The sequence below is a fragment of the Clostridium neuense genome, from assembly GCF_045310695.1.
Taxonomy (GTDB): Bacteria; Bacillota; Clostridia; order Clostridiales; family Clostridiaceae; genus Clostridium_S; species Clostridium_S neuense.
Genome location: NZ_JBJIAA010000011.1, coordinates 99,481 through 123,837, shown reverse-complemented (window position 1 = coordinate 123,837; position 24,357 = coordinate 99,481). Strand labels below are relative to the sequence as shown.

The 24,357-nt window shown below is 29.6% G+C and carries 27 protein-coding genes; 26 read left to right on the top strand and 1 reads right to left on the bottom strand.

Annotated elements, in window-relative coordinates; genetic code table 11:
- Window positions 1-27: 27 nt before the first annotated feature.
- The 20 genes from ACJDT4_RS14330 to uraA all read left to right on the top strand — a co-directional run bounded on the left by ACJDT4_RS14330 (window position 28) and on the right by uraA (window position 17,964).
- Window positions 28-537, top strand: coding sequence for a septum formation initiator family protein (locus ACJDT4_RS14330; RefSeq protein ID WP_406788255.1), 510 nt, complete (start codon window positions 28-30; stop codon window positions 535-537).
- 5 nt (window positions 538-542) lie between these two features.
- Window positions 543-2,738 (top strand): stage V sporulation protein D, encoded by a 2,196-nt coding sequence (locus ACJDT4_RS14325; protein ID WP_406788254.1) that lies wholly within the window; start codon window positions 543-545, stop codon window positions 2,736-2,738.
- A gap of 232 nt (window positions 2,739-2,970) precedes the next feature.
- Window positions 2,971-4,419, top strand: coding sequence for a UDP-N-acetylmuramoyl-L-alanyl-D-glutamate--2,6-diaminopimelate ligase (locus ACJDT4_RS14320; RefSeq protein ID WP_406788253.1), 1,449 nt, complete (start codon window positions 2,971-2,973; stop codon window positions 4,417-4,419).
- Complete coding sequence (locus ACJDT4_RS14315; RefSeq protein WP_406788252.1) at window positions 4,420-5,796, top strand: UDP-N-acetylmuramoyl-tripeptide--D-alanyl-D-alanine ligase; 1,377 nt, start codon at window positions 4,420-4,422, stop codon at window positions 5,794-5,796.
- Between the two features lies 1 nt (window position 5,797).
- Window positions 5,798-6,751: a phospho-N-acetylmuramoyl-pentapeptide-transferase gene (gene mraY / locus ACJDT4_RS14310; RefSeq protein ID WP_406788251.1), complete on the top strand. Its 954-nt coding sequence runs from the start codon at window positions 5,798-5,800 to the stop codon at window positions 6,749-6,751.
- Between the two features lie 123 nt (window positions 6,752-6,874).
- Window positions 6,875-7,987 carry a putative lipid II flippase FtsW gene (gene ftsW, locus ACJDT4_RS14305; protein WP_406788250.1) on the top strand — a complete coding sequence of 371 codons (1,113 nt, stop codon included), beginning with the start codon at window positions 6,875-6,877 and terminating at the stop codon, window positions 7,985-7,987.
- 181 nt (window positions 7,988-8,168) lie between these two features.
- Window positions 8,169-8,921, top strand: a complete 753-nt coding sequence (locus ACJDT4_RS14300) for a cell division protein FtsQ/DivIB (protein ID WP_406788330.1) — start codon at window positions 8,169-8,171, stop codon at window positions 8,919-8,921.
- Window positions 8,922-8,932: 11 nt separating this feature from the next.
- Complete coding sequence (locus tag ACJDT4_RS14295) at window positions 8,933-9,673, top strand: DUF881 domain-containing protein (RefSeq protein ID WP_406788249.1); 741 nt, start codon at window positions 8,933-8,935, stop codon at window positions 9,671-9,673.
- A gap of 17 nt (window positions 9,674-9,690) precedes the next feature.
- Entirely contained in the window at window positions 9,691-10,029 is a 339-nt protein-coding gene (locus ACJDT4_RS14290; RefSeq protein WP_406788248.1) for a small basic family protein, read from the top strand.
- 12 nt (window positions 10,030-10,041) lie between these two features.
- Window positions 10,042-10,773: a DUF881 domain-containing protein gene (locus ACJDT4_RS14285; RefSeq protein ID WP_406788247.1), complete on the top strand. Its 732-nt coding sequence runs from the start codon at window positions 10,042-10,044 to the stop codon at window positions 10,771-10,773.
- 155 nt (window positions 10,774-10,928) lie between these two features.
- Window positions 10,929-11,591, top strand: coding sequence for a YggS family pyridoxal phosphate-dependent enzyme (locus ACJDT4_RS14280; protein WP_406788246.1), 663 nt, complete (start codon window positions 10,929-10,931; stop codon window positions 11,589-11,591).
- Between the two features lie 17 nt (window positions 11,592-11,608).
- Window positions 11,609-12,073, top strand: coding sequence for a cell division protein SepF (locus ACJDT4_RS14275; RefSeq protein WP_406788245.1), 465 nt, complete (start codon window positions 11,609-11,611; stop codon window positions 12,071-12,073).
- Between the two features lie 88 nt (window positions 12,074-12,161).
- Window positions 12,162-12,422: a YggT family protein gene (locus tag ACJDT4_RS14270; protein ID WP_406788244.1), complete on the top strand. Its 261-nt coding sequence runs from the start codon at window positions 12,162-12,164 to the stop codon at window positions 12,420-12,422.
- 36 nt (window positions 12,423-12,458) lie between these two features.
- Window positions 12,459-13,088, top strand: a complete 630-nt coding sequence (locus tag ACJDT4_RS14265) for a DivIVA domain-containing protein (protein WP_406788243.1) — start codon at window positions 12,459-12,461, stop codon at window positions 13,086-13,088.
- Between the two features lie 109 nt (window positions 13,089-13,197).
- Window positions 13,198-13,890: a 5'-methylthioadenosine/adenosylhomocysteine nucleosidase gene (locus tag ACJDT4_RS14260; RefSeq protein WP_406788242.1), complete on the top strand. Its 693-nt coding sequence runs from the start codon at window positions 13,198-13,200 to the stop codon at window positions 13,888-13,890.
- Window positions 13,891-13,980: 90 nt separating this feature from the next.
- On the top strand, window positions 13,981-14,586 hold the full coding sequence (locus ACJDT4_RS14255; RefSeq protein WP_406788241.1) for a TraR/DksA C4-type zinc finger protein: 606 nt from the start codon (window positions 13,981-13,983) through the stop codon (window positions 14,584-14,586).
- 39 nt (window positions 14,587-14,625) lie between these two features.
- A complete protein-coding gene (gene lspA, locus ACJDT4_RS14250) occupies window positions 14,626-15,075 on the top strand; it encodes a signal peptidase II (RefSeq protein ID WP_406788240.1) in 450 nt (149 codons plus the stop codon).
- Window positions 15,072-15,983 carry an RluA family pseudouridine synthase gene (locus ACJDT4_RS14245; protein WP_406788239.1) on the top strand — a complete coding sequence of 304 codons (912 nt, stop codon included), beginning with the start codon at window positions 15,072-15,074 and terminating at the stop codon, window positions 15,981-15,983. The genes lspA and ACJDT4_RS14245 overlap by 4 nt, the downstream gene beginning before the upstream one ends.
- A gap of 140 nt (window positions 15,984-16,123) precedes the next feature.
- Complete coding sequence (gene pyrR, locus ACJDT4_RS14240) at window positions 16,124-16,660, top strand: bifunctional pyr operon transcriptional regulator/uracil phosphoribosyltransferase PyrR (RefSeq protein WP_406788238.1); 537 nt, start codon at window positions 16,124-16,126, stop codon at window positions 16,658-16,660.
- Window positions 16,661-16,686: 26 nt separating this feature from the next.
- Entirely contained in the window at window positions 16,687-17,964 is a 1,278-nt protein-coding gene (gene uraA / locus ACJDT4_RS14235; RefSeq protein WP_406788237.1) for a uracil permease, read from the top strand.
- 25 nt (window positions 17,965-17,989) lie between these two features.
- Here uraA and ACJDT4_RS14230 read toward each other — a convergent pair whose 3' ends face one another.
- On the bottom strand, window positions 17,990-19,705 hold the full coding sequence (locus tag ACJDT4_RS14230; protein WP_406788236.1) for an Rqc2 family fibronectin-binding protein: 1,716 nt from the start codon (window positions 19,703-19,705) through the stop codon (window positions 17,990-17,992).
- Window positions 19,706-19,866: 161 nt separating this feature from the next.
- Between ACJDT4_RS14230 and ACJDT4_RS14225 the strand changes: the two genes are divergently transcribed.
- The 6 genes from ACJDT4_RS14225 to ACJDT4_RS14200 are packed head-to-tail and all read left to right on the top strand — an operon-like array spanning window position 19,867 to window position 24,254.
- Window positions 19,867-21,366, top strand: a complete 1,500-nt coding sequence (locus ACJDT4_RS14225; protein WP_406788235.1) for a GspE/PulE family protein — start codon at window positions 19,867-19,869, stop codon at window positions 21,364-21,366.
- Window positions 21,367-21,379: 13 nt separating this feature from the next.
- A complete protein-coding gene (locus ACJDT4_RS14220; RefSeq protein ID WP_406788234.1) occupies window positions 21,380-22,564 on the top strand; it encodes a type II secretion system F family protein in 1,185 nt (394 codons plus the stop codon).
- A 15-nt stretch (window positions 22,565-22,579) separates the two neighbouring features.
- Window positions 22,580-22,945 (top strand): prepilin-type N-terminal cleavage/methylation domain-containing protein, encoded by a 366-nt coding sequence (locus ACJDT4_RS14215; RefSeq protein ID WP_406788233.1) that lies wholly within the window; start codon window positions 22,580-22,582, stop codon window positions 22,943-22,945.
- Window positions 22,926-23,381: a pilus assembly FimT family protein gene (locus tag ACJDT4_RS14210; protein ID WP_406788232.1), complete on the top strand. Its 456-nt coding sequence runs from the start codon at window positions 22,926-22,928 to the stop codon at window positions 23,379-23,381. The genes ACJDT4_RS14215 and ACJDT4_RS14210 overlap by 20 nt, the downstream gene beginning before the upstream one ends.
- On the top strand, window positions 23,362-23,796 hold the full coding sequence (locus tag ACJDT4_RS14205; protein ID WP_406788231.1) for a prepilin-type N-terminal cleavage/methylation domain-containing protein: 435 nt from the start codon (window positions 23,362-23,364) through the stop codon (window positions 23,794-23,796). Before ACJDT4_RS14210 ends, ACJDT4_RS14205 begins: the two co-directional genes overlap by 20 nt.
- Window positions 23,778-24,254 carry a type II secretion system protein gene (locus tag ACJDT4_RS14200; RefSeq protein WP_406788230.1) on the top strand — a complete coding sequence of 159 codons (477 nt, stop codon included), beginning with the start codon at window positions 23,778-23,780 and terminating at the stop codon, window positions 24,252-24,254. The genes ACJDT4_RS14205 and ACJDT4_RS14200 overlap by 19 nt, the downstream gene beginning before the upstream one ends.
- Window positions 24,255-24,357: the final 103 nt, after the last annotated feature.

Below are 24,357 nucleotides of genomic sequence, written 5' to 3'. Positions count from 1 at the left end.
TTATAATATTTATGTGAGGTGAATAAAGTGATAATAACAAGTAAAAAATTTTCTGTTGAAGGAAGTACAGCGTTAAGTCCCCAAAAAAAAGAAGTAATAATTACTGAGGATGACAAGTATAAGAAAATAAAAGAATCACAGAAGGATATACTTAGAAGAAAAAAACAAATACAGCTAAAAAGGCAGGCAAGAATTATTGCATTTATTTTTATCACTTTTATAATAGGGTTTACTGTTATATATAGGTATTCTAAAATTTATACACTACAAAGGGAATTTGCAAATGTACAAGATAAAGCAAGTGTTTTAAAAAGCCAAAATGATGACCTAAATAAAAGACTTATGATGTATAGTAATATCGATGAGATACAAAGTAAAGCTACAGAAGAATTACATATGATTGAGCCAGATAATACTAAAGCTGTTTTTGTGGATTTAAATAAAAATAGTGTAAAATTACAAAAAAACTATGGCGAAAGTAACCAAGGAAAAAGTATTGTGGAGGTAATTGAAAGCAAGCTATTTTTTTGGAGGTAAACTATTTGTCAAGAAAGATTTTATTCGATAGGGCCAATATAAAAAGCAGATTACTTGCAGTATTTATAATATTGATAGTACTTATCTGCTTTTTATGTTATAGTCTCTTTAAAGTCATGGTTATGATGTCACCTAAATACAAAGCTATGGCTATAGAACAATGGACAAGCGAGGTCAAAATTGCAGCTAAAAGAGGAAAGATATTAGATAGATTTGGAAATGAACTTGCAGTAAGTGGAAATGTATATAGGGTTGATTTGGACTTAAACACTATAAAAAATTATATTGCAAAGAAAAAAACTATTACTCTTAATGAACTTTCAGATGAATTATCAAAAGATTTAGGCATGGAAAAGAAAGATGTTGATAAGGAACTTAATAAGAAATTTAAAGATGGAAGAGCAATGGGATCTGCAATATTAGCAAGACGTGTTGAAAAATCTAGGGCAGATAAAGTAGCTGCATTAAAAATTGATGGAGTTATTGTTTCCCCTGATACAAAACGTTATTATCCAAATGGCAATTTTTTGTCTCAAGTAATTGGACATACGAATTCAGATGGTAATGGGCTTACAGGGGTAGAGCTTCAGTATGATAAATATTTAAAAGGAACTCCAGGTACTAGAATTGCTGAACTAGACAGGAATAGTAAGAACCTACCGTACACTATATCTGAATATACCAAGCCTTCAGATGGAAAAGATATAATTTTAACTATAGATAAAAATATGCAGTACTTTGCAGAAAAATCAGCTCAAGAAGCATTAAATGATAACAAAGCTAAGGCAGTCACTATTGTTATAATGAATCCTAAAAATGGTGAGATATTGGCACTTGCAAATAAGCCGGACTATAATTTAAATGAACCTTGGGATAAAACTAAAACTAGTAATGAACTTCAGAAACAGTGGAGAAATAGAGCTGTAAGTGATACTTTTGAACCTGGTTCTATTTTTAAAGTAATAACCTCTGTTGCAGCTATGTCTGAAGGTGTTGTTCATGAAAATGATGAGTTTAACTGCGGAGGAAGCATTGTGATTGCAAATAGAAATATTCACTGTTGGAAGCGTACAGGACATGGCAAAGAAAATTTTATAGATATATTAAAAAATTCATGTAATGTAGGCTTTGCTACACTTGGAGAAAGACTTGGAGGCACACTGTTAAATAAGTATATAAGCAAACTTGGTTTCGGCAGAAAAACTGGGGTTGATTTGCCAGGAGAAGCAAAGGGAATAATTAAACCTACTGCAAAAATAGGACCTGTTGAAGCTGCTACGATTGCGTTTGGACAAACAGATACAGTATCTATAATGCAGTATATGCAGGCATTTAATGCTGTAGCAAATGGAGGATACCTTATAACACCTCATGTTATGAGGGAAATAGACAATGAAAACTCTTCTGGAAAGGAAGTTTTATACAAGACTTATAATAATTATAATAAGACAAAGGTAATAGACGATAATGTTACTAAAAACTTGAGAAGTTATTTAGAAAAGGTTGTATCAGAAGGTGGCGGCAAAAAAGCTTATATAGCTGGTTACCATATAGGAGGAAAAACTGGTACAGCACAGAAACCTAATCCAAATGGCGGTGGATATGAAAGTGGAAAGTATATTGCTTCATTTACTGGGATGGCTCCAGCAAGTGATCCCGAAGTTACAGTTTTTGTATCCATAGATGAACCAGATCCTTCAAATTACTATGCTGGACAGATTTCCGCACCTGTAGGCCAAAAGGTTTTTAATGATATATTTAATTATTTGAATATAAAACAAGATGCTTCCAGTGATGATGTTGCAAAGAGTTTACTTAAAGATGTTGTGATACCTAATGTACGAGGTATAAAGAGGGAAGACGCAGTAAAAACTCTTAAGAGTGTTAATCTTGATTGTTCCATAGAAGGTAGTGGAACTTATATTTCAAATATGTCTCCGTTTCCAGGCATGACTGTTAAGGAGGGTACTAAAATTATACTTTACACAGGTGATAGTGCAAACTATAATAGTAATGGTGAAGTTGTGGTTCCTGATCTTACAGGCTATAGCAAAGAAAATGCCGAAAAATTATTAAATAGTCTTGGACTTAAAGTTAAATTTACAGGATCAGGAGTAGTAGATGAACAGGATATTAAGCCTAATACTCATGTTCATAAAGACAGCACTATAAATGTTACACTTGAAGAAACAGGAGACTGATATAACAGAGGACAGTTGACAGAGGACAGAGTACAGTTATAGATGATTTTCTTCCGTTTCGCTACGGAAAATCTTAAAACTTAATAAAAGAAAATAATGTTTTCGTCCAGCGGGGGTGAACATCATTTATTCTTATATAATTTTAGATTTATCTTACGATAGGAAGAGAAATCAACCATAACGGTACTCTGTACTTTGTATTCTCTACTCTGAATTTAAAAGGGGTGGTATTGTGAAGCTTAAAGAAATATTAGCTGGTGTTAGCTATGAAATTATAAATGGCAGCATTGAAGATGATATAACAAATATCCATTATGATTCAAGGAAAATTGAAAAACGAGGATTGTTTTTTTGCATTGAAGGTTATCAAAGTGATGGACACAATTTTATTGGAAAGGCTGTAGAAAACGGTGCATCAGCTGTAATATGCACAAAGGATTTAAAGGATATTCCTAAGTGTACAGTTATCAAAGTAAAAGACGGTAGAAAAGCTATGTCTATTTTAAGTGCAAATTTTTATGGAAATCCAACAAAAAAACTTAAAATTATAGGCATTACAGGAACCAATGGAAAAACTACATCTACATATATGATGAAATCCATGCTTGAAAGTGCAGGATATAAAGTTGGACTTATAGGAACTATTGCAAATTATGTGGGAGATAGGAAGATAGAAACACATAGAACTACACCAGAATCAACAGAACTTCAAAAGCTGTTTTCCGATATGGTAGCAGAAGGGATAGAATACTGTGTTATGGAGGTATCTTCTCATTCATTATATTTAAATAGAGTATATGGTATTGAATTTAATCAAGGAATATTCACCAATTTAACAAGAGATCATCTTGATTTTCATAAAACTTTTGAAAATTATTATAAAGCTAAAATGATATTATTTGAAAATAGTAAGAATTCTATAATAAATATTGATGATGAATATGGTAAAAGGGTTTTTGATGATGTTAAAAATTCTAAAATTACATATGGAATCGAAGGTAATTCAAATATAAGAGCACAAAGTATAAAAATGAGTTCTAAAGGAACAGAATTTGAACTAAACTATAATGGAAATACAATAAAAACTTTTATAAATATACCTGGTAAATATAATGTATATAATGCCCTTGGAAGTGCAGCTGCATGTCTTGCAGAGGGTATTTCTATAGAAAAAGTAAAAGCAGGCTTAGAAAAGTTATCTGCTGTTCCTGGAAGGTGCGAAATAGTTTCAAAAGATTATAATATTGATTTTGATATTATTGTTGACTATGCGCATACTCCTGATGGACTCAAAAATATACTTTCAACTGCAAGAGAATTTACTGAAGGCAAACTAATTTCTGTATTTGGCTGTGGTGGAGATAGGGATAAAACCAAGAGACCTATAATGGGTAAAATTGGCTCTGAAATGAGTGATATTGCCATAATTACGTCAGATAATCCAAGAAGCGAAAATCCTTCAGATATTATAAAGGATATATTAAATGGAATAAATAAAGACAATTATGTAATAGTTGAAAATAGAATGGAAGCCATAAAAGAAGCATTAAAGATGGCAAAAAAGAATGATGTTATAGTTATTGCGGGAAAAGGGCATGAGGATTATCAAATTTTAAAGGATAAAACTATTCATTTTGATGAAAGAGAAATTGTTGGGAAGCTAGTAAAGGAGCTGTTTTGATTGGAAAATTTAACTCTTGACCAAATTATAAATGCTGTAAATGGAGAGATTGTAGTTCATGGACAAAAATCCTCATTTAATAAAATAAGTACTGACACTAGAAAGATAGAGGAAGGCTCAATTTTTATAGCACTAAAGGGCGAAAATTTTAATGGAAATGAATTTGCCTGCAAAGCTGTAGAAAAGGGAGCTGCTTTATGTATAGTAGATGAAATTGTAGAAAAGGATACAGAAAAGTACGGAAAATCTTCAATATTATTAGTAAGAGATACTAAACAGGCACTTTTAGATTTGGCTGAATTTTACAAGGGGACTTTAAAAAATATAAAAATTGTAGGCATTACAGGTTCAACTGGGAAAACTTCAACAAAGGATATAACTTTTTCTGTTCTTCAAAGTAAGTTTAAAGTTTTCAAGACTTCTGGAAATTTTAATAATGAAATAGGTCTTCCACTTATGATTTTTCAGCTTGATAATACATATGATGTAGCAGTGCTTGAAATGGGAATGAGTAATTTAAATGAAATACATAGAATGGCTAAAGTAGCAAAGCCTGATATAGCTATAATAACTAATATAGGAATATCCCATATTGAAAATTTAAAAACCAGAGAAAATATATTAAAAGCTAAGCTTGAGATAACGGATTTTTTTGATAAAAATAATGTTCTTATAGTAAATAGTGATAATGATCTTTTAAGTACTATTTCTTCTTCAAAATATAAAATTGTAAAAACATCTATAAGTGGAAATGGTGAGTTTAATGCAGTTAACTTAAGCTTGAAAGAAAATAGTTCCAGCTTTAATTTGAGCATAAATAATCAGGTTCAAAAAACTAGATTTAACATATCGATACCTGGTAAACATAATGTTGAAAATAGCCTGCTTGCTATTGCATGTGGAAAAGAAATGGGCATTAGTTATGATGAAATGAGTAATGGATTAAAGAAAATTGAGATGACTTCCATGAGACTTGATGTTATTAAAAAGGAAAAGTTTACAATAGTTGATGATTCTTATAATGCAAGTCCAGATTCTATGAAGGCTGCAATTGAAGTTGTCAAAAATATACCGGGTAGAAGAAAGATAGCTGTGTTTGGAACTATGAGGGAACTGGGAGAAGAAGCTTTTAATGCACATGAAGATGTTGGAGAGTATGCAGCTTTAAATGGGATTGATTTACTCATAACTGTTGGAGAGTTTAATGAAGCTTACGGAAGAGGATTTAATAGCAAAGATACTCATAAAGAATTTTTAACTACTGAAGAGGCTACTAAATATATAGAAAATGTAGTTAGCGAAGGTGATGTAGTACTTGTGAAAGCATCTAGACTTATGAAGTTTGAGAATATAGTAAAAAGACTTAAGGAGATATAAAATGGGAGTAATAATTTATTCAGTATTAATTGCATTTTTGTTGTCCATTCTTCAGGGACCTTTGTTCATACCTATTTTACATAAATTAAAGTTTGGACAGAATATAAGAGAAGAGGGACCAGCAAGTCATAAGAAAAAAGCAGGTACACCTACCATGGGAGGAATAATTTTCATAACAACTACCGTGGTTTCAATACTTATTATGAACAAGAATATAAATAGCAATGTAATTTTTGTGTTTTTATGTTTTTTAGCATTTTCACTTATAGGTTTTTTAGATGATATGCTTAAAATTATTCATAAACAAAATGAGGGCTTAACCGTAAAGCAGAAATCTTTACTTGAGCTCATAGCATCCTGTGGTGTTGCTTATTACTCATATGTTCATTTTGGAACAGATATTTATATTCCTTTTCTTAAAATAAGCATGACACTTAATCCAATTATATATATTTTATTAGTGATTTTTTACATGGTAGCAGTTACAAATGCTGTTAACTTAACAGACGGACTTGATGGACTTGCTTCATCAGTAACGCTTCTTGTTATGACTTTTTTTGGTGTAATATGTTTTTCATGGCACCAGTATCCTCTTTCTATATTTTGTGGGATTGTTATAGGAACACTTTTAGGTTTTCTTAAATATAATTCCTATCCAGCGCAGATTTTTATGGGAGATACAGGATCTCTTGGACTTGGTGGAGCAGTGGCTGGAGTAGCACTTGTATTGAAATTGCCTATTTTGGTTATAATTGTAGGTGGAATATATGTTATAGAAGCAGCTTCAGTGGTAATACAAGTTACCTACTTTAAGCGTACAGGAAAGAGGTTCTTTAAAATGGCACCTATTCATCATCATTTTGAAAAACTCGGCTGGCATGAAACCAAAGTTGTATCGGTATTCTGCATTGCTACTGTTGTACTTTGCCTTATTTCATTTTTAGCTCTATTTTAATAAAAGGCTAAATATAAAATGAGGGTACTTGTTTAAAATAAAGCTTAATAAAATAAAAACTAAAGTTAATGTGTTCTATAGATTTAATGATTTAGGTTAAATAATTTTACGGGAGGATTGGGTATGGCAAAACCAAAGCTTTTTCAAAAGGTTGAGGTGGATTTTATACTCCTTGCAACGGTTTTACTTCTTGTTGCAATTGGTGTAGTAATGGTTTATAGTGCAAGCTCTTATAGCGCACTTAATAGTTCTCAATATAAAAATGATGACATGTTCTTTTTAAAAAAGCAGGGATTTGCAGCAGTGGTAGGTTTGATAGCTCTTTTTACTATGGAAAAAATTGATTATCATAAATTAAAAAAGGTAACAGGTATTATTATTGTTATAACAGTAATTTTGCTTTTAGTAGTTCTTATGTTTCCTGCTATAAATGGAGCTAAAAGATGGATACCAATACCTGGATTTAATTTGCAACCATCTGAAATAGCAAAATATGCTGTAGTAGTTGTTCTTGCAAAAGCTATTGAAAAAAATGGCAATAGGATAAAAAAGTTTTTTCCTAATTTTTTAGTTTATCTTGTTGTAGCAGCATTTTTTGCAGGTCTTGTTTATATTGAACATAACTTAAGTATTGCAACTGTAATAATGGTAGTAAGTATAATTATAATGTTTGTTGGTGGAGCAAAAATAAAGCATATTGCCTCAGTGCTTGCTTGCGGTGTAATTCCTCTTGGAATATTTTTTACTATGTCAGTTGGATACAGACAAACTAGATTTTTAGCTTTTCAAAATCCATGGAAATATTCTCAAAGCTATGGATATCAGACTTGTCAGTCACTTTTGGCATTAGGTTCTGGAGGACTTAAAGGTTTAGGACTGGGACAATCAAGACAAAAATGTTATTATATACCTGAACCTTATAATGATTTCATATTTTCTATAATTGGAGAAGAACTTGGGTTAATAGGCTGTGTTTTTATAATAATGTTATTTTTAATATTAATCCAAAGAGGAATACGAATAGCTATGCGTTCAAAGGATATGTATGGTACACTTCTTGCAGTTGGCATAACCTCTGTAATTGCTGTTCAAGCAATTATTAATGTGGCTGTTGTTACTAATTCAATGCCAGTAACTGGTGTTCCACTTCCATTTATAAGCTATGGAGGTTCTTCAATAGTATTTAATTTAATAGCTGTTGGTGTACTTTTAAACATATCTTCCCAAACCTCGTGACCTATTAAAATTTGAAAAATTGTAAATAAATATTTATAAATTTTTCGGCTAAAACTGGTATAATATAAAAAAGGTTAAAATTTTAATTAAAGTAAAGTCTTTAGTTTAAGTGAAGTAACAGTATTTAATGCTTCAAGATACTGCTGCTTTGCTATATTTTAGAAAATAGGGTGAATTTATGATAAACGAAAAAAATGAACTTATAGAAAAAAGGAGAAAAAGAATAAGGAGAAAAAAAGTAATTTTATTTGGTATTATATTAATTTGCGTTCTTGTAACACTATGTCTTAAATTATCATTTTTTAATATAAAAAATATAGTAGTGCAAGATAATAGTATTATAAATTCTAATGAAATAATAAAGCAGTCAGGAATTATAAAGGGTGTTAATATATTTACTGTTTCACTTAAAACATATAAAGATAATATAAAACAAAATCCATATATAATGGATGTTAATATACATAAAAAATTTCCCGATACTATTAGTATAAGTGTTAAGGAGAGAAGAGCAGCTTTTTATGCTCAAACTGGAAATAAATACATTATTATAGATAAAAATGGTGTTGTATTGGAAAAAAAAGATAATCTTAACGGAATGAAGCTTGTAAGATTAAATGGTTTTGATACTAATTATTCTAAAATCGGAGAAGTAATAAAATGCGATGATAAAAGAAAACTAAAAAGTATATCAATGCTTACAGATGCTATTTTTCAAACTAATGGATTAAGCTTGACAGCTGTGGATATATCAGATAGTGTAAATTTAAAAGCTTATATAAACAGTATGTGTATATTTTTGGGTTCTCCAGAAGAATTAAGTAAAAAATTAAATAAAGCCATTAACATAGTGTCACAACAAAATCTTAAGGATAAAAAGGGATATGTAGATGTAAGTTTTGATGGAAATCCTGTATACTGTATTCAAAATTAGGTGGTGAAGAGATGAAAAAACTAGGTTCTCAGATAGCTGTTGCTGCTGTATGTTGTATTCTCGGATTTATGATAGCACATCAACTTAAAATTGTAAGTATTCAAGAGAATAATGAAAATACGAGCAGAAGTAGTACTGAGATTTCGCAGGAAGTTGACAAGCTATCGAAAGAAAAAGGAGAATTGCAAAAAAAAGTTGATGATCTTCAAAAGCAGGTTAAGGGATATCAAAGTGCAGCAGCTGATAGCAGTACTACAAATAAACAGATACTGGACGAATTGAATAAGGACAAAATGGTACTTGGAGTTGTGGATGTATCTGGACCAGGAGTAGAGATAACTATAACCCCCCAAAATATATCTCGTTCTGGAAGCGCAGATTCTGATAGTACATCTGATACAACACGACCTATAAAGGGCGAAGATATTGTAGATCTTATTAATGAACTTAACTTTTCTCAGGCGGAAGCTATTTCTGTAAATGATAATAGGATAACGGCGGTAACAGGAATAAAGAGCTCAAGCGGCGGAACGGATATATTTATTGGTGATGATAGGATTTCGCCTTATGAAAAAATAACAATAAAGGCTATTGGAAATAGCAAAATGCTATATTCTGCACTATCTTATCCAGGAGTTTTATCTATGATACCTGAAAATTATAAGGTTGAATACAATAAAGTTGATAATATTAAGATAAAAAAATCAAGTAAGATTATAAAGTTTGACTTTGCTAAACCTTCGAATAAATAATAAGGAAGTGATTAATTATGATTGCTGTTTTTGGTCTGTTTATTGGGATAATAATAGGAGTAGTTTGGAATGTTCCTATTCCTGATAAATTTTCACCATATCTTTCTGTAGCTATCTTTGCATGTCTTGATTCTGTTTTTGGAGCTATAAGAGCTGGACTTGAAAAACAATTTAAAGCGGATGTTTTCATATCTGGTTTTTTCGGAAATGCAGTTCTCGCTGTAGCACTTGTATATCTTGGTGATAAACTTAGTCTTCCGATATATCTTGCTGCTGTTATTGTTTTTGGAACAAGAATATTTAATAATTTCGCTTCGATAAGAAGAATTTTACTGGAAAAGGCTAAGATTCACTAATGAGGTGATTTAATGAAAAATAATGAAGCTTCTATATTTATTTTCATTGCTTCAATTTTTGTTGGTATACTTATTTCATCAAGTATTACTTTTGGCAATACTAAGAAAACAGTATATCTTAATTCAAAGCAGTATCAGGATGTATATAGAAATAGGAGTAAGCTTATAAGCGACATAAATGATTTGAGAGAACAATACTTTGATGTGAAGAAAAAAATTGATGATTTTATTAAAACTACAAATGATGTTTCTGAAACTAATAAGCAGATGAAGGATGAACTTACATTATATAGAATGGCTCTTGGAAATGTTGATATAGAAGGTGAAGGCATTGAACTAACATTAAATGACAGTGGAGGGGAATTTACAGGAACAGTAAAGGGTTATAATGATGTTGGAGAAATGCTTCATGATTATGATATTAGATATGTTCTAAATGCCTTAAAGTCAGCTGGAGCAGAAGCTATTTCTGTAAATGGTCAAAGGGTTTTAAGCAATAGTGAAATATATTGTAATGCAGAATTTATATTGATAAATGGAGTTAAGACAGGTGCACCATTTAATATAAAGGCTATTGGAGATGAAGATAAATTAAAAAGTTATATGCTTGCAGATGGAAATTATCTTAATTATTTAGAAATGAGAAGTCATAATAACATAAAGTTTAAGTTAAGTACTAATTCAGATATAAAGATATTTTCAAGTAATAACAACATTAGATACAAAGATATGAACTCTAAATAGATATTTTATGCAAAGTTATAATTTAACAATTAAATTTTTCTTTGTTTAAAATGATTAAAAAAAATATTAATTATTTTAGAGGATTTTTTAGATTTATGGAGAATATATCTATATAATAAGAATTCTACTTTTTTTTATTTAAGGAGACGGTGAATTTGAGTATAGCAGAAAATTTAGATAAAATTAGGGAGAGTATTCCGGAATATGTTAATCTTGTAGCTGTATCTAAAACCAAGCCTATAGCAGATATTAAAGAAGCTTATGATCTTGGTATAAGAGATTTTGGGGAAAATAAGGTGCAGGAGTTTTTAACTAAGTATGAAAAGTTTGGAAACGATATTAGATGGCATTTTATTGGTCATCTTCAAGTTAATAAGGTAAAGTACATTGTTGGAAAGGTATTTTTGATACATTCTTTAGATAGTGTAAAATTACTTAAAGAACTTGAAAAAAGATATTCTAAGGAAAATCTTTATGCCAATGCTCTTATAGAGATAAATATAGGTAGGGAAGAAAGTAAAAGTGGAATTTTATTAGAAAATTTAGATGAACTTCTTAAGGAATGCGAGAACTGTAATAATGTAAAAATTAAGGGTCTTATGACTGTAATTCCAATTGGAGATGAAGAAAGTAATAAAAAATATTTTTCACAGATGAAAAACTTGTTTGAAAAGCTAAAAAGTATGAATTTGAAAAATATTGAAATGAAATATTTATCTATGGGAATGACAGGAGATTATAAAACTGCGATATCAAAGGGCGCTAACGTAGTAAGAATAGGCCAAGGAATATTTGGTAAAAGAGATTATAGTAAATAATACAGGGAGGTTAAAAAATGGCTATTAAAGTTTTAAACAAGGTAATGGGTATTATAGGACTTAACGATGAGGAGTATGATGAAGAGGAAAGTGAACTTGAGGACAACAAAAGTGTTGAAGAGGAAGAAGCTTATGACTATGACAATAGCTTAATACAAAATAAAAAATCAAGTAAGGTGGTAAATATACATACGGCTAATTCTATAAAAGTATCTATAGTTAAACCAAACGATTATGATGAAGCAACACAAATTTGTGATGATCTTAAAAATAGAAAAATAGTTGTTGTTAATGTATCTGAACTTGAGCCTAAGATAGCTCAAAGACTTTTAGATTTTATGGGTGGAGCAAGTTATGTACTAAATGGTGAACTTCAGGAGGTTGAAAAGGGAGTTTACTTATTATCTCCTTCCAATGTAGAAGTTAGCAAGGACTTAAAAAATGAACTTTCAACTAAAGGAATATTTAATTGGAGCAAATAGAGCTCATGTGTACTAAATTCTATTTTAGTACACATGAATTTTGCTATTTAGAAGATTTGAAACTTTAATGTGAGGAGAATTTATAGCTATGTTTATTACTTTGCTAATATACTTAATAAGAGTATTAGAGTGGGCTGTAATTATAGATTGTGTTTTATCATTCTTGCCAATGGATTCGTTATATGATTTTAAGAGGATAGTGGGAACTATAACAAGTCCATTTCTTGAACCGTTTAGGAGGCTTCAAGAAAGATTTATGCCTAATTTTATGATTGATTTTTCTCCATTTTTTGTTTTGATTTTTTTTAATATAATTGAAAGAGTAATTATTACACTGGCTTTAAGATGATTTTTACAGGAAAACTTATGAGATTGAGGTGATAAAATGAGTAGTAGTAGGCTTACAGCTATGGATATAACTAGTAAGGAATTTAGAAGAACTTTAAGAGGATTTGATCCGGATGAAGTTGATGAATTTTTAAATCAAATTGCTGATAGCTATGAAGAAATGTACAAAGAAAATTCTAATCTTAAAGAAAAGAACGTTATTCTAAAAGAAAAATTGGAGCATTATGCGCATATTGAAGAAACAATCCAGAATACTCTTGTTTTAGCACAAAATGCAGCAGAGCAGGCAAAACAATCTGCAAAAAAAGAGGCTGAACTTATGATCAGGAATGCAAATGATTCTGCACAAAAAATAATTGATAAGGCTAATGAAGATGTTGTTAAAATCAATGATGATTATGATAAAATAAAGCAGGAATTCGTAAAATTTAGATCAAAGTACAGAACTTTTATAAATGCTCAGATGGATATGTTTAATTCGCTTGAAAATGAATTCGATAAAAATTATAGTATTGCTACTTTAAAAGATGAAGAGACTATAAATGCAAAAGAAATACAAAATGATAACAAAGAACAGGTTATAAAGGAAGAAGCTAAAGCTTTAAATGAAAGTGAAGAAAGCTTTACAAATGATTTAAATGAGATAAAAAGTTTTTTTGTGAAATAGAAATAAGTTGAAATTTCAATAAGGGTAAAAGGGCTGTATCAAAATTTAAATTACTTTATTTTGATGCAGTTCATTATTTTGTATAAAACATTTTTGTGGAGGTAATAAAATGAATATTGGAATTGTAGGAGCAATGGATGAAGAATTGGAGCTTCTTTTAAAAAAAATGGAATTAGAAAAAACTGAACATAAAGCAGGAATGATATTTAATTTTGGAAAAATAAGCAATAAAAACGTGGTAATAGTGAGATGCGGTATAGGAAAAGTAAATGCTGCTATATGTACACAGATACTTGTAGATGATTTTAATGTAGATTGTATTATAAATGTAGGAGTTGCTGGCGGAATAGGTAAAAATATTTATCCTGGTGATATAGTAATTGCTGATAATCTAGTTGAACATGATATGGATACTACAGCTTTTGGTGATAAGCGTGGTCAAGTGCCAAGAATGGATACCTTTGACTTTAAGTGCAATGAAACCTTAGTAAAAAAAGCAAAAGAAGCATGTGGAAATTTTAAAGACCATAGTGTTTTTATAGGCAGAATTGTTTCAGGAGATCAATTTATTGCTGATATAGATAAAATTAGATGGCTTGATAAGGAATTTGGAGCAATGGCATGTGAGATGGAGGGCGGAAGTATTGCACATACAGCTTATTTAAATAAAATACCTTTTGTTGTTATAAGGTCTATTTCAGACAATGCTAATAATGGTGCTAGTATGGATTATGAAAAATTTAAACCTATTGCAATAAAAAATTCTACTGATATTCTGGAAAACATGATTAACTTAATATAAATATTTAAGGTTATAATATTATTTGTTTTTTGAAATAATAATTCTAAAGACTGCTAGATTAATTTTATGTATTGGAGGAATAGAGTTATTATGGAAAAAAATAAACTTGATTATTATGAAAAAAAACTTATAAATGAAAAAAACAAGGTTAATGATTTGATTAGGAATATGAGAAAAAATGAAACAATTGATTCTAAAAGTGAAATAGCCTCTGAGTTATCATTTTACGATAATCATCCTTCAGATTTAGCAACAGAAATAAATGATATTGAAAAGGGAATGGCACTTAGAGAAAATGAAACTACTATACTTGAGAAAATAGATGCGGCAATTAATAGAATACAAGATGGAACTTATGGAATATGCAAAAATTGTGGTGAAAAAATAAGTGAAGAAAGATTAGAGTTTTTACCTTATGCTGAAAATTGCGTAAAATGTCAAACAAAAATAGCAAGCATAAAACCCAGACCAGGAGATAATAGACCTGTTGAAGAAGAAGTTTTAGGGTATCCTTTTACTACCGGATATACAAGATACAGCAGCAAAACAGGTTTTGATTTGGAGGACAGCTATGAAGCGGTTCAGAACTTTGATAAGCGTCCTAATACTATGGATGATTTTATTGATGATGATGAATATGTTGATTTTATGGATAAAGTAAGTAATGCTCAGTATAAAGCCCAACTTCCAGACTAATACAGGTTTATTTGAGTTTTAATGTTAAGGGGGAAATTAATGGAGTTAGTTGTAATAATAATAGGTTTTTTATTGGATAGAGTTACAAAGCTGTGGGCTTTAAGTTCGTTAAGAAGTACAAATGAAATGGTTATAATAAAAGGCTTTTTTAGTTTCACTTATGTTGAAAATAAAGGTGCTGCATGGAATATATTTGTTGGCAAAACTATATTTTTAATAGTGTTTACATGTGCTATACTTTGTGGAGTTGTGTTTTATCTTATAAAATATAGACCTAAAAATAAGTTTATGAGAATAGCCTTAAGCTTAATAATTGCAGGAGCACTTGGAAATATAGTCGATAGAGTTATTTACAAACATGTAGTTGATTTTATTTTATTTCACTATAAAGATGTCTATTATTATCCAGTATTCAATATTGCTGATGTATGCGTTGTTATAGGAACCCTTTTACTTTTAATATGTATGCTTAGGGATGGTAAAAAATGAACACTTTAAAATTTGAGGTTGATTCTTATAATGAGAATTTAAGGCTTGATGTTTATTTATCAGAAAATATTAAAGATAAATCAAGATCATATATTCAAAATCTCATTAAAAGTGGAAAGGTAATAGTTGATGGGAGCATAAAAAAAGGCAGTTATAAATTAAAATTAAGTGATCAAGTTGAAGTTGAAATTCCAGAAAATGAAAAGCTTAACGTAGAGCCTGAAAATATCCCTATTGATATTATATATGAAGATAGGGATGTAATAGTAGTAAATAAAGCACAAGGGATGGTTGTACATCCTGCACCTGGAAATTACAGTGGTACATTAGTTAATGCACTTTTATATCACTGCACAGATTTGTCAGGTATAAATGGCATTTTAAGACCTGGAATAGTTCATAGGATAGATAAGGATACCTCAGGAATACTAGTTGTTGCTAAAAATGATATGGCTCATAAAAAGTTAGCTGAGCAGCTTAAAGAACATTCTATGAATAGAATTTATAATGCTCTTGTTGAGGGGATAATTAAAGAGGATACTGGAACTATAGATAAACCTCTTGGAAGGCATCCAAACCAGAGGATAAAAATGGCAGTAGTCAAAGATGGAAGAAGAGCTGTTACTCATTACAGAGTTCTTCAAAGATATAAAAGCAACACACTTATAGAATGTAAGCTTGAGACAGGGAGGACGCATCAGATAAGAGTTCATATGGCTTACATAGGTCATCCTATTGTTGGAGATCCGGTTTATGGATATACTAAACAAAAGTTTAAACTTCAAGGACAGATGCTTCATGCAAAAAAACTTGGTTTCATACATCCATCTACAGGTAAATATATGGAATTTGATAGCGAACTTCCTGAATATTTTAAAAAGATAATTGAAATAATAAATAATATGTGATAACATATTTAGTGTTGATTTATTTCCTTTAAATGATCCCGTGAGGTCGTAAGGTAAAATAATGGATTTAGAAATATAAACCCTACCTTACTATGGTTGGGTTTTTTTGTGCAAATTATAATATAGGAGGTGTTTTAATTATGTTACTAAAGGCTGTAATTTTAGACGAAAAGGCTATGAAAAGAACTCTTACCAGAATCTCACATGAAATAATAGAAAAAAATAAGGGAATAGAGAACATAATACTAATGGGAATTAAAAGAAGGGGAGTACCAATTGCCAATAGAATAGCAAATATTATTGAAAGTATTGAAGGCAAAAAGGTTACAGTAGCAAGTGTGGATATAACTTTGTTTAGAGATGATTTAATGAGCTTAGATAAGCAAACTTCAATAAAGGTTAATAATATAGAAATTGATGTAAAAGATAAAACAGTTATCCTGGTGGATGATGTTTTGTATACAGGTAGAACTGTTAGGGCTGCTATTGAGGCAATTATAAATTCGGGAAGACCTGGAATGATACAACTTGCTGTATTAATAGATAGAGGACACAGGGAACTTCCAATAAGAGCAGATTATGTGGGCAAAAATGTTCCTACAGCAAAAACTGAAATGGTATCGGTTGAGGTTTCAGAACTGGATGGAAATGATGCTGTAAGTATTTATGAAGCTTAAAATAAAATATTTGATGGAGGAATTTTATGAAAAAATATATAGATGTAGAGGAAAAATTACCGATTTTAAAAACCATACCTCTTAGTTTTCAGCATTTATTTGCTATGGTTGGGTCTACTATTTTAGTGCCTATCTTAACAGGAATGAATCCAGCTATCGGATTATTTTGTAGTGGAATTGGTACACTTCTTTATATACTATGCACTAAAGCAAAGCTTCCGGCTTATATAGGTTCTTCTTTTGCATTTATAGGACCTATGGTTATTGCATCTAAAAATTATGGAGCAAATGCAATGCTTTCTGGAGTTATTTGTGCAGGTCTTGTATATTTAATGGTTGCAGCTATAATAAAATTTACAGGAAGTGATTGGCTTAGTAAGATACTATCTCCTGTTGTAGTTGGTTCAGTAGTAATAGTAATAGGATTAAGTCTTGCAGGTAGTGCTATAAACTGGGCAGGCTTAAATCCATCTTATGCTATAACTAAGGGAGTTCCAAGAACGGCTTGGATTGCAGTAGCAGTAATTACTCTTCTTGTGGGAATTATTGGTTCAATGTATTTTAAAGGTTTTTTAGGAGTAATTCCAATACTTGTAGCCATGATATGTGGTTATATAGCAGCATTATGTTTTGGAGTAATACCAGATAAGACTATACATACTATTTTAAGTGCAAAATTATTTGAGATACCGCCTTTTATGACACCAAAGTTTAATTTAAATGCAATGATTATAATGGCACCGGTATCTTTTGTTACAATAGCAGAACATATTGGACATATTTACGTAACTAACAGTGTAGTTGGCAGAGATTTTACAAAGGATCCAGGACTTCATAGATCAATCTTAGGCGATGGAGTTGCTACAATTTTTGCAGGTCTTGTTGGTGGGCCTCCAAATACAACTTACGGAGAAAATATAGGTGTTATGGCTATAACAAGAGTATACAGTGTTTGGGTAATAGGAATTGCTGGAGTAATTGCAATAATACTTTCATTTATTGGACCTGTAGCAGCGCTACTTTCAAATATGCCTATGTGCGTAATTGGAGGAGTAAGTATACTTTTATTCGGAATAATAGCATCTTCAGGATATAGAATTTTTGTAGAAGATAAGATAGATTTTTCCCTAAAGAGAAACCTTTTAATTACTTCTGTAATAATAGTTTTGGGTGTAGGTGGAGCATCAGTTAGGTTTCCATTTAACGGTTCTACTGTAGAAATAAGTGGAGTTGCTCTTGCAACATTAGTAGGAATTGCACTTAATTTAATACTTCCTCAGAAGAGTCTTTCAGAAAGAGAATAAAAAAATAGATAGGACTAAGTCCTATCTATTTTTTTATTTCAGGTGCCTTAGGATTTATATATATTGTTTTGTTCGTATAATATATAACCATTCCGGGTTTTGCACCAGAAGGCTTTTTTACGTTTTTAACTTCTGTATAATCAACTGCAACATTTAAAGATTCCTTTGCTTTACTGTAAAAAGCAGCTAAGGCTGCGGCTTCTTCAAGTGTACTATCTGGTACGGAACCATAATTTTTGATTATTACATGTGATCCGGGTATGTTTTTTGTATGAAGCCATATGTCCCTTTTGTCGGCAAATTTTAAAGTTAAATAATCATTTTGATAATTGTTTCTGCCTATGTACATATCTATACCGTCTTTTGATTGTATATGCATAGGCTTTGAAGGCTTACTTTTTTTGGCCTTATTTTTCTTGGAGAATTTTATATATCCAGTTTCAATAAGCTCTCTTTTTATCTCTTCAATTTCTCCATAAGTTTCACTATTTTCTATATTTGTAAGCACTGATTGTAGATATTCAAGTTCATTATTGTTGTTTTCCATTTGAATTAGAGCATTTTCTTCAGTCTTTTTTAGCTTATTGTATTTTTTAAAATATGCCTGAATATTTTCAGATGGAGTTTTGTTTTCATCTAGTTTAATATCGATATACTCACTATCTTCACTGTAATAGTTTAAAACCTTTGTAATCTTGTCACCTTTTTTTATTGAGTATATATTCGAGGTTAATAATTCACCATATATTCTATATATATCCTTGTTATCACATTCTTTTAGTTTTTTTGTATAAATCTCATCTTTTTTTATACACCTTTCAATATTGTTCTTTATTATTTTTTGCAAATCCGAACTCCTGTTGTTAAGTCTATCGATTTTATCTTTTTCAGCATAGAAGTCCTCTAGAAGTTCAGAAGGTGAATCATAAATTTTTTCATCCATTCCACTTAGATAATTAAGTTTAGTACAGTAAAAATCTTTTACCGATTTATTGTATGAATATAATGAAAAGCAGAATTCGTTATTTTTTATTTTTGAGAAAAATTCCGTTAAATAGGAGTAAAGTTCTTTATTAGATTCAGTATCTTTAGCATTAAAATGAAGTTCTTTAGAAAGAGTAGAACTCACACCAGTAAACAAGCTAGAAAACATTTTTTCATTTTTGCTTAGTTGTTTATTTGAAATATAATTTTGAAAATCTTCAAATGAAAAATTTAATGGATTTAGCTTTGGGCTTTCAGGTGGGTATGTAAATTCTAAACCTGGGAGTAATGTCCTATACCTATTTATATCTAAAGTTAAATGCTTTATGCTATCCATTATGATATTATCTCTCTGTCTTATAAGAGTAATATTACTGTGCCTTCCCATTATTTCTATAAATAATTGATATATGCTGTTAAAACCCAGTTCATCTACACTTTCAACGTTTATTATTATTATCCTATCAGTTGTAAGCTGTTCAATGCTTACGATTTTGGCATTCATAATATGTTTTCGTAGTACCATACAAAACATTGGCGCCTTTATGGGATTGGTTTTATTTAAATTAGTAATATGTATTTTAGGGTATGAAGAACTAGCACTAATAAGTAACTTTACATTGCTTGAAGAGGCAGTCCTAATAGTTAAGTTTATTTCATCTTTTTCAGGTTGATTTATTTTTGTTATTTTTCCATTTATAAGTTTGTTTCTCAATTCATTTAAAATTCCATGTAAGTATATTCCGTCAAGTGCCATATATATCAATTCCTTTCACTTCAGTTGCTCTTCTTATAGTATACCATTTACATGACTATCTACTCAACAATATTACATATATAAAATATTTTCAAGTTAAAGTTTAAAAATTACAATAATGTAAATAATATATAAAAACACATGTTTCACAGGAGGTTTACATGGATGAATATAACGCATTGAAAGACGTCGATTTGGATGAGTATGAAATTAGCGAAAGTGATTTCAATAATATAGATATGAATGTTATATGTAAATATGAAATTTTTCCATTTTGCTTTAAAAGTAACAGTATACATATAGCAACGTATAAGGAATTGTCCTTAAATATAGTTAAAGATTTAACTTTTATATTTAAAAAAGAGGTAATTATATTTAAGGGAGAAAAAAGTCAGATAAAAAGCTATATAAATATGTATTCCAATATCAAATTTGGTGAAAAAGCCATAAGAGATATAAAAAATGAGAGAGCTTTAAAGGACAATAGAGCAGCCTATGAAAATAATGAAGAAAACTATGCTCCGGCTGTTAGTCTTACAGATTCTATAATTAAATTAGCTTTAATTAGATTGGCTAGCGATATACACATAGAACCGTTTGAAAATGTAGTTTATATAAGAATTAGAGTAGATGGTATTTTAAGTGAACTTATGAAAATTCCTAGAGAAGCATATGAAGCGGTTCTTATAAGGTTTAAAATAATGGCAAAAATGAATATTACAATAAAAAAGTTGCCTCAAGATGGAAGAATTAAATATAAAAATGAAGAAAATAACTATGATTTTAGGGTATCATCAATGCCTACCTTATTTGGTGAAAAACTTGTAATTAGAATATTGTACAAAGATAAATCTTTTTTTACCTTTGAAGAAATTACTGAGAATAAAAGCAAGCAAATTATGAAGCTATTAAAAAAGTCACATGGTATAACACTTCTTTGCGGACCTACAGGAAGTGGAAAAACAACCACACTCTATTCTATGATAAAAAAGTTAAATAGTATTGAACAAAATATAATTACCATTGAGGATCCAGTTGAAATAGTAATTGATAGAATAAATCAGATAAGTGTAAACGATAAATCTGGATTAACCTTTGCTAATTGCTTAAGAAATGTTTTAAGGCAAGATCCTGATGTAATAATGGTTGGTGAGATAAGAGATGAAGAAACAGCAGAAATAGCTATAAGGGCAGCAATAACAGGACATTTTGTGTTGAGCACACTGCATACCAATGACACATTTTCAGCTGTTTCAAGACTAAGTGATATGAAGGTACAAAAATATTTAATTGGTGATGCCCTTAATGGTGTAATATCTCAAAGGCTAGTAAGAAAAATATGCTGTAACTGCAAGCATGAATATAAGCCAAGTAATTATGAAAGGGAAATATTAAAATTAAAAGCTGAAGATAAACTTTATAAGGGCGAAGGATGTTCAAAGTGCAATTTTACAGGATATTCTGGAAGAAAAGCAATTTTTGAAATAATGGAACTTGATGATGATAGTAAAGAGATAATTTATAAAGAAAAAGCTTCTACAGAATTAAAAAATTATTTCTTGAGTAAGGGCATGAAGCTGCTTGAGGATAATGCTGCTGAACTTGTAAAAAAAGGAGAAACCACATTTACGGAATTTATAAAAATTAAAGATAGTTTATAGGGAAGTGATTTCTATGGTTTATATTTATGAGGCAATAAACAGTGAAGGTAAAAAGATAAAAGGATACTCTACAACAGATAATAAGAAGGAGCTTGCCATTAAGCTAAGAGAAAAGGATTATTATCTTATAATTTACAGAAAGAAAAAAGAAATATTAGATTTTATGAAAAATATAAGCAGCAAAGATATATATTTTTTTTCAAATCAGATGTCATATATGTTAAAGGCTGGGTTTAATATATGTGAATGCTTAAATATTATGTCTACTAAATTTAGTGGAACCTTAAAAAAGAATGTAGTCATAATAAAAAGCAATATAGAAAATGGTAAAACCTTATACGAAAGTATAATTCGCTGTAAGGATAGTTTTCCATATTTTTTTAAAGAGATGGTGTTAGTAGGGGAAGAAAGTGGAAATTTAGATATTATATTTAAAAATATAGGAGCTTATTATAAAAACATATATAAAACCAGAGGGAAAATAAAGAACGTGATAATTTACCCGTTACTTGTACTTATATTAATGATAATGTTAACTATATTTTTAGTAATAGACATAATTCCTAAATTTTCTGAAGTATTAAGTGGATTAGGAAGTAAGCTTCCAGCAAGTACCCAAAGAATTGTTAATGTAAGCAATTTTTTGAGAGAACATTTCATTTTTCTTCTAATTATCTTATGCCTATTAATCTTTGTATTAAAAATTATGCGTAAATCTAAAGTTTTCAAAGAAAATTTAGATAAAATCAAATTTAAAATTCCTGTAATAAGCAATGTTTATAGAAAGGAGATCAGTAGAAGATTCATTTTTTCACTTTCAATTTTAATTAAAAGTGGAATAGCTATTATAGAAGCTATGAATATAGCGGCACAAACTGTAGAAAATGTATATGCTGAAAATTCCATAAAGAAATGCATTGTTAATGTAAAAAACGGAAAGGGAATAGGAGAAAGCTTTGAGAATGTAGATGTGTTTTCTAGATTCACCATAGATATGTATTATATGGCAGAAGAATGTGGCAATATAGATGAAATTTTAATTAATATTGCTGAAATTTATGAGGAGGAAATAAATAATGAGGTGAAAAGAGTTGTTAGCTTATTTGAACCTCTTACGATTGTAGTTCTTTCTATTTTTATAGGTGCAATATTAATCTCAGTAATGATGCCTATCATAAATATTATGAATTCTATATAGAAGGGAATATAGCTAATGAATAAAACTAAAGGGTTTACGCTTATAGAATTAATAACCACTATTTCTATAATTCTAATATTAAGTTCAATGTTAGTTCCAAATGTCTTGGGCTATATTAAAAAAACTTATGAAGCAAAAGCTCAGGATACAGCAAATTTAGTATTTTCATCTGCAATGGAGAGTTATATGAAAGAGGATGGATTTATAAAAGAAGATGTAGAGGAGTGTTTAAGTGAAAATCTTAAGATTAAGGATATAAATTTTAGTGTATGTGAACCTTCAGATGAAAAAAGCATAAATGTGGATTTTAAATACAAGGATGTAAATTATGAAGTTCAGATAAATGGAGAGGATTGTAATTATGTCTTTAAGAAAAGCTAAATCAGGATATACATTAATTGAAGTGATTTGTACAGTAAGTATAGCTATTGTTGTATCTTCTATAGGAATTGCAGCAGTTAAGAACTACAATGGATTAAAAAGTGAAATGGAATGCAAATACGTAAATAATCAAATATTAAATTTTATTAATGGCAGCAGAGAGTATTGTAGAAGTAGAAACTTAGAAGGGAAGATTTTTATAGATGCTTCTTTAAATAGATTTATTTTTTATAAAGGTCTGGATAAATGTATAGATAAGTTTTACTTTCCTAAAGGATTTAAAGTATATCCTCTTCAAAAAAGTCATGGTGAAATTAGCATAGATGAAAACGGAATGACTTCAGATGCATGCAAAATTCAGTATGTAGACTTAAGGAAAGGAGTTCACATAATTACAATTTGTGTTGGAACAGGCTATGTTGAAATTAAAGGTTAGGAAGGGATTCACATTAATAGAAGCGTTATGTTCAGTTTTTTTATTTTCAATTTTACTGTTGTTTGCAGTTGAAATAAAGATAAATGAAATTAAATTGAATAAAGTAAACTATGAAACTGTAAAATACACTTATTTTTTGGAGGCTGTAAAAAATGAATTGCTTTCGAATACATCTGTAGAACAAATATGCAGTTTACAGTCTAGTGGAAAGCTTTATGTTTCTAGAAAAGATATAGAAAATGATGATTCTATAATTGATGTAAATTCTATTTTTTTAGCACAAAATGATTTGAATAAATTTCCATATATTATTTTGCATTTAAAAAAGAAAGATGGTGCTTTAATGATTACTCTAAATATGTACGTTAAATTTTATGGAAAGGAAAAAGTTTATACATGCACATTTACAAAGTAAAAAAATGTAGGGGCTTTACAATAGTGGAGTTAATTGCTTCGATTTTAATTTTTAGTATATTTGCCGTTTTTAGTATTTCAATATTAAGTGGTTTTATGAAAGGTTACTTAAAAGAAAGTGAAATTGAAAATCAAGACTCATACGTTTCGGAAGGAATGATTATACTAGATAATTTATTAAGGGAAGGTAAAATAATACTTCAAAACGATGAGATTGAAGTAATAAAAAGTGATAATTCTTATAATAGTATAGTGTTTAATCGTTATTCAGAAAAAGTTGTAATAGATTACTATGAGGGCAATGTAAAAGTAACTTCAAATAACTTGATGACAAAAATAAAAGAGTTTAATGTTTTAAAGAATAAAAACGTTTTTTATATTTTTATAACTTGTAAAGATGGAAGGAGATATAGAAGGTGTTTCAATTTAAAACTTCCAGATCCTCAGGTTACAGCATAGTATATGCGCTTATTGTAGGAGGACTGTGTGTAATATTAGTTCTTGCCATATATAAAATAGAAATTCAAAGAAAAAAGTATATGATAGATTTCCAAAGATCAGT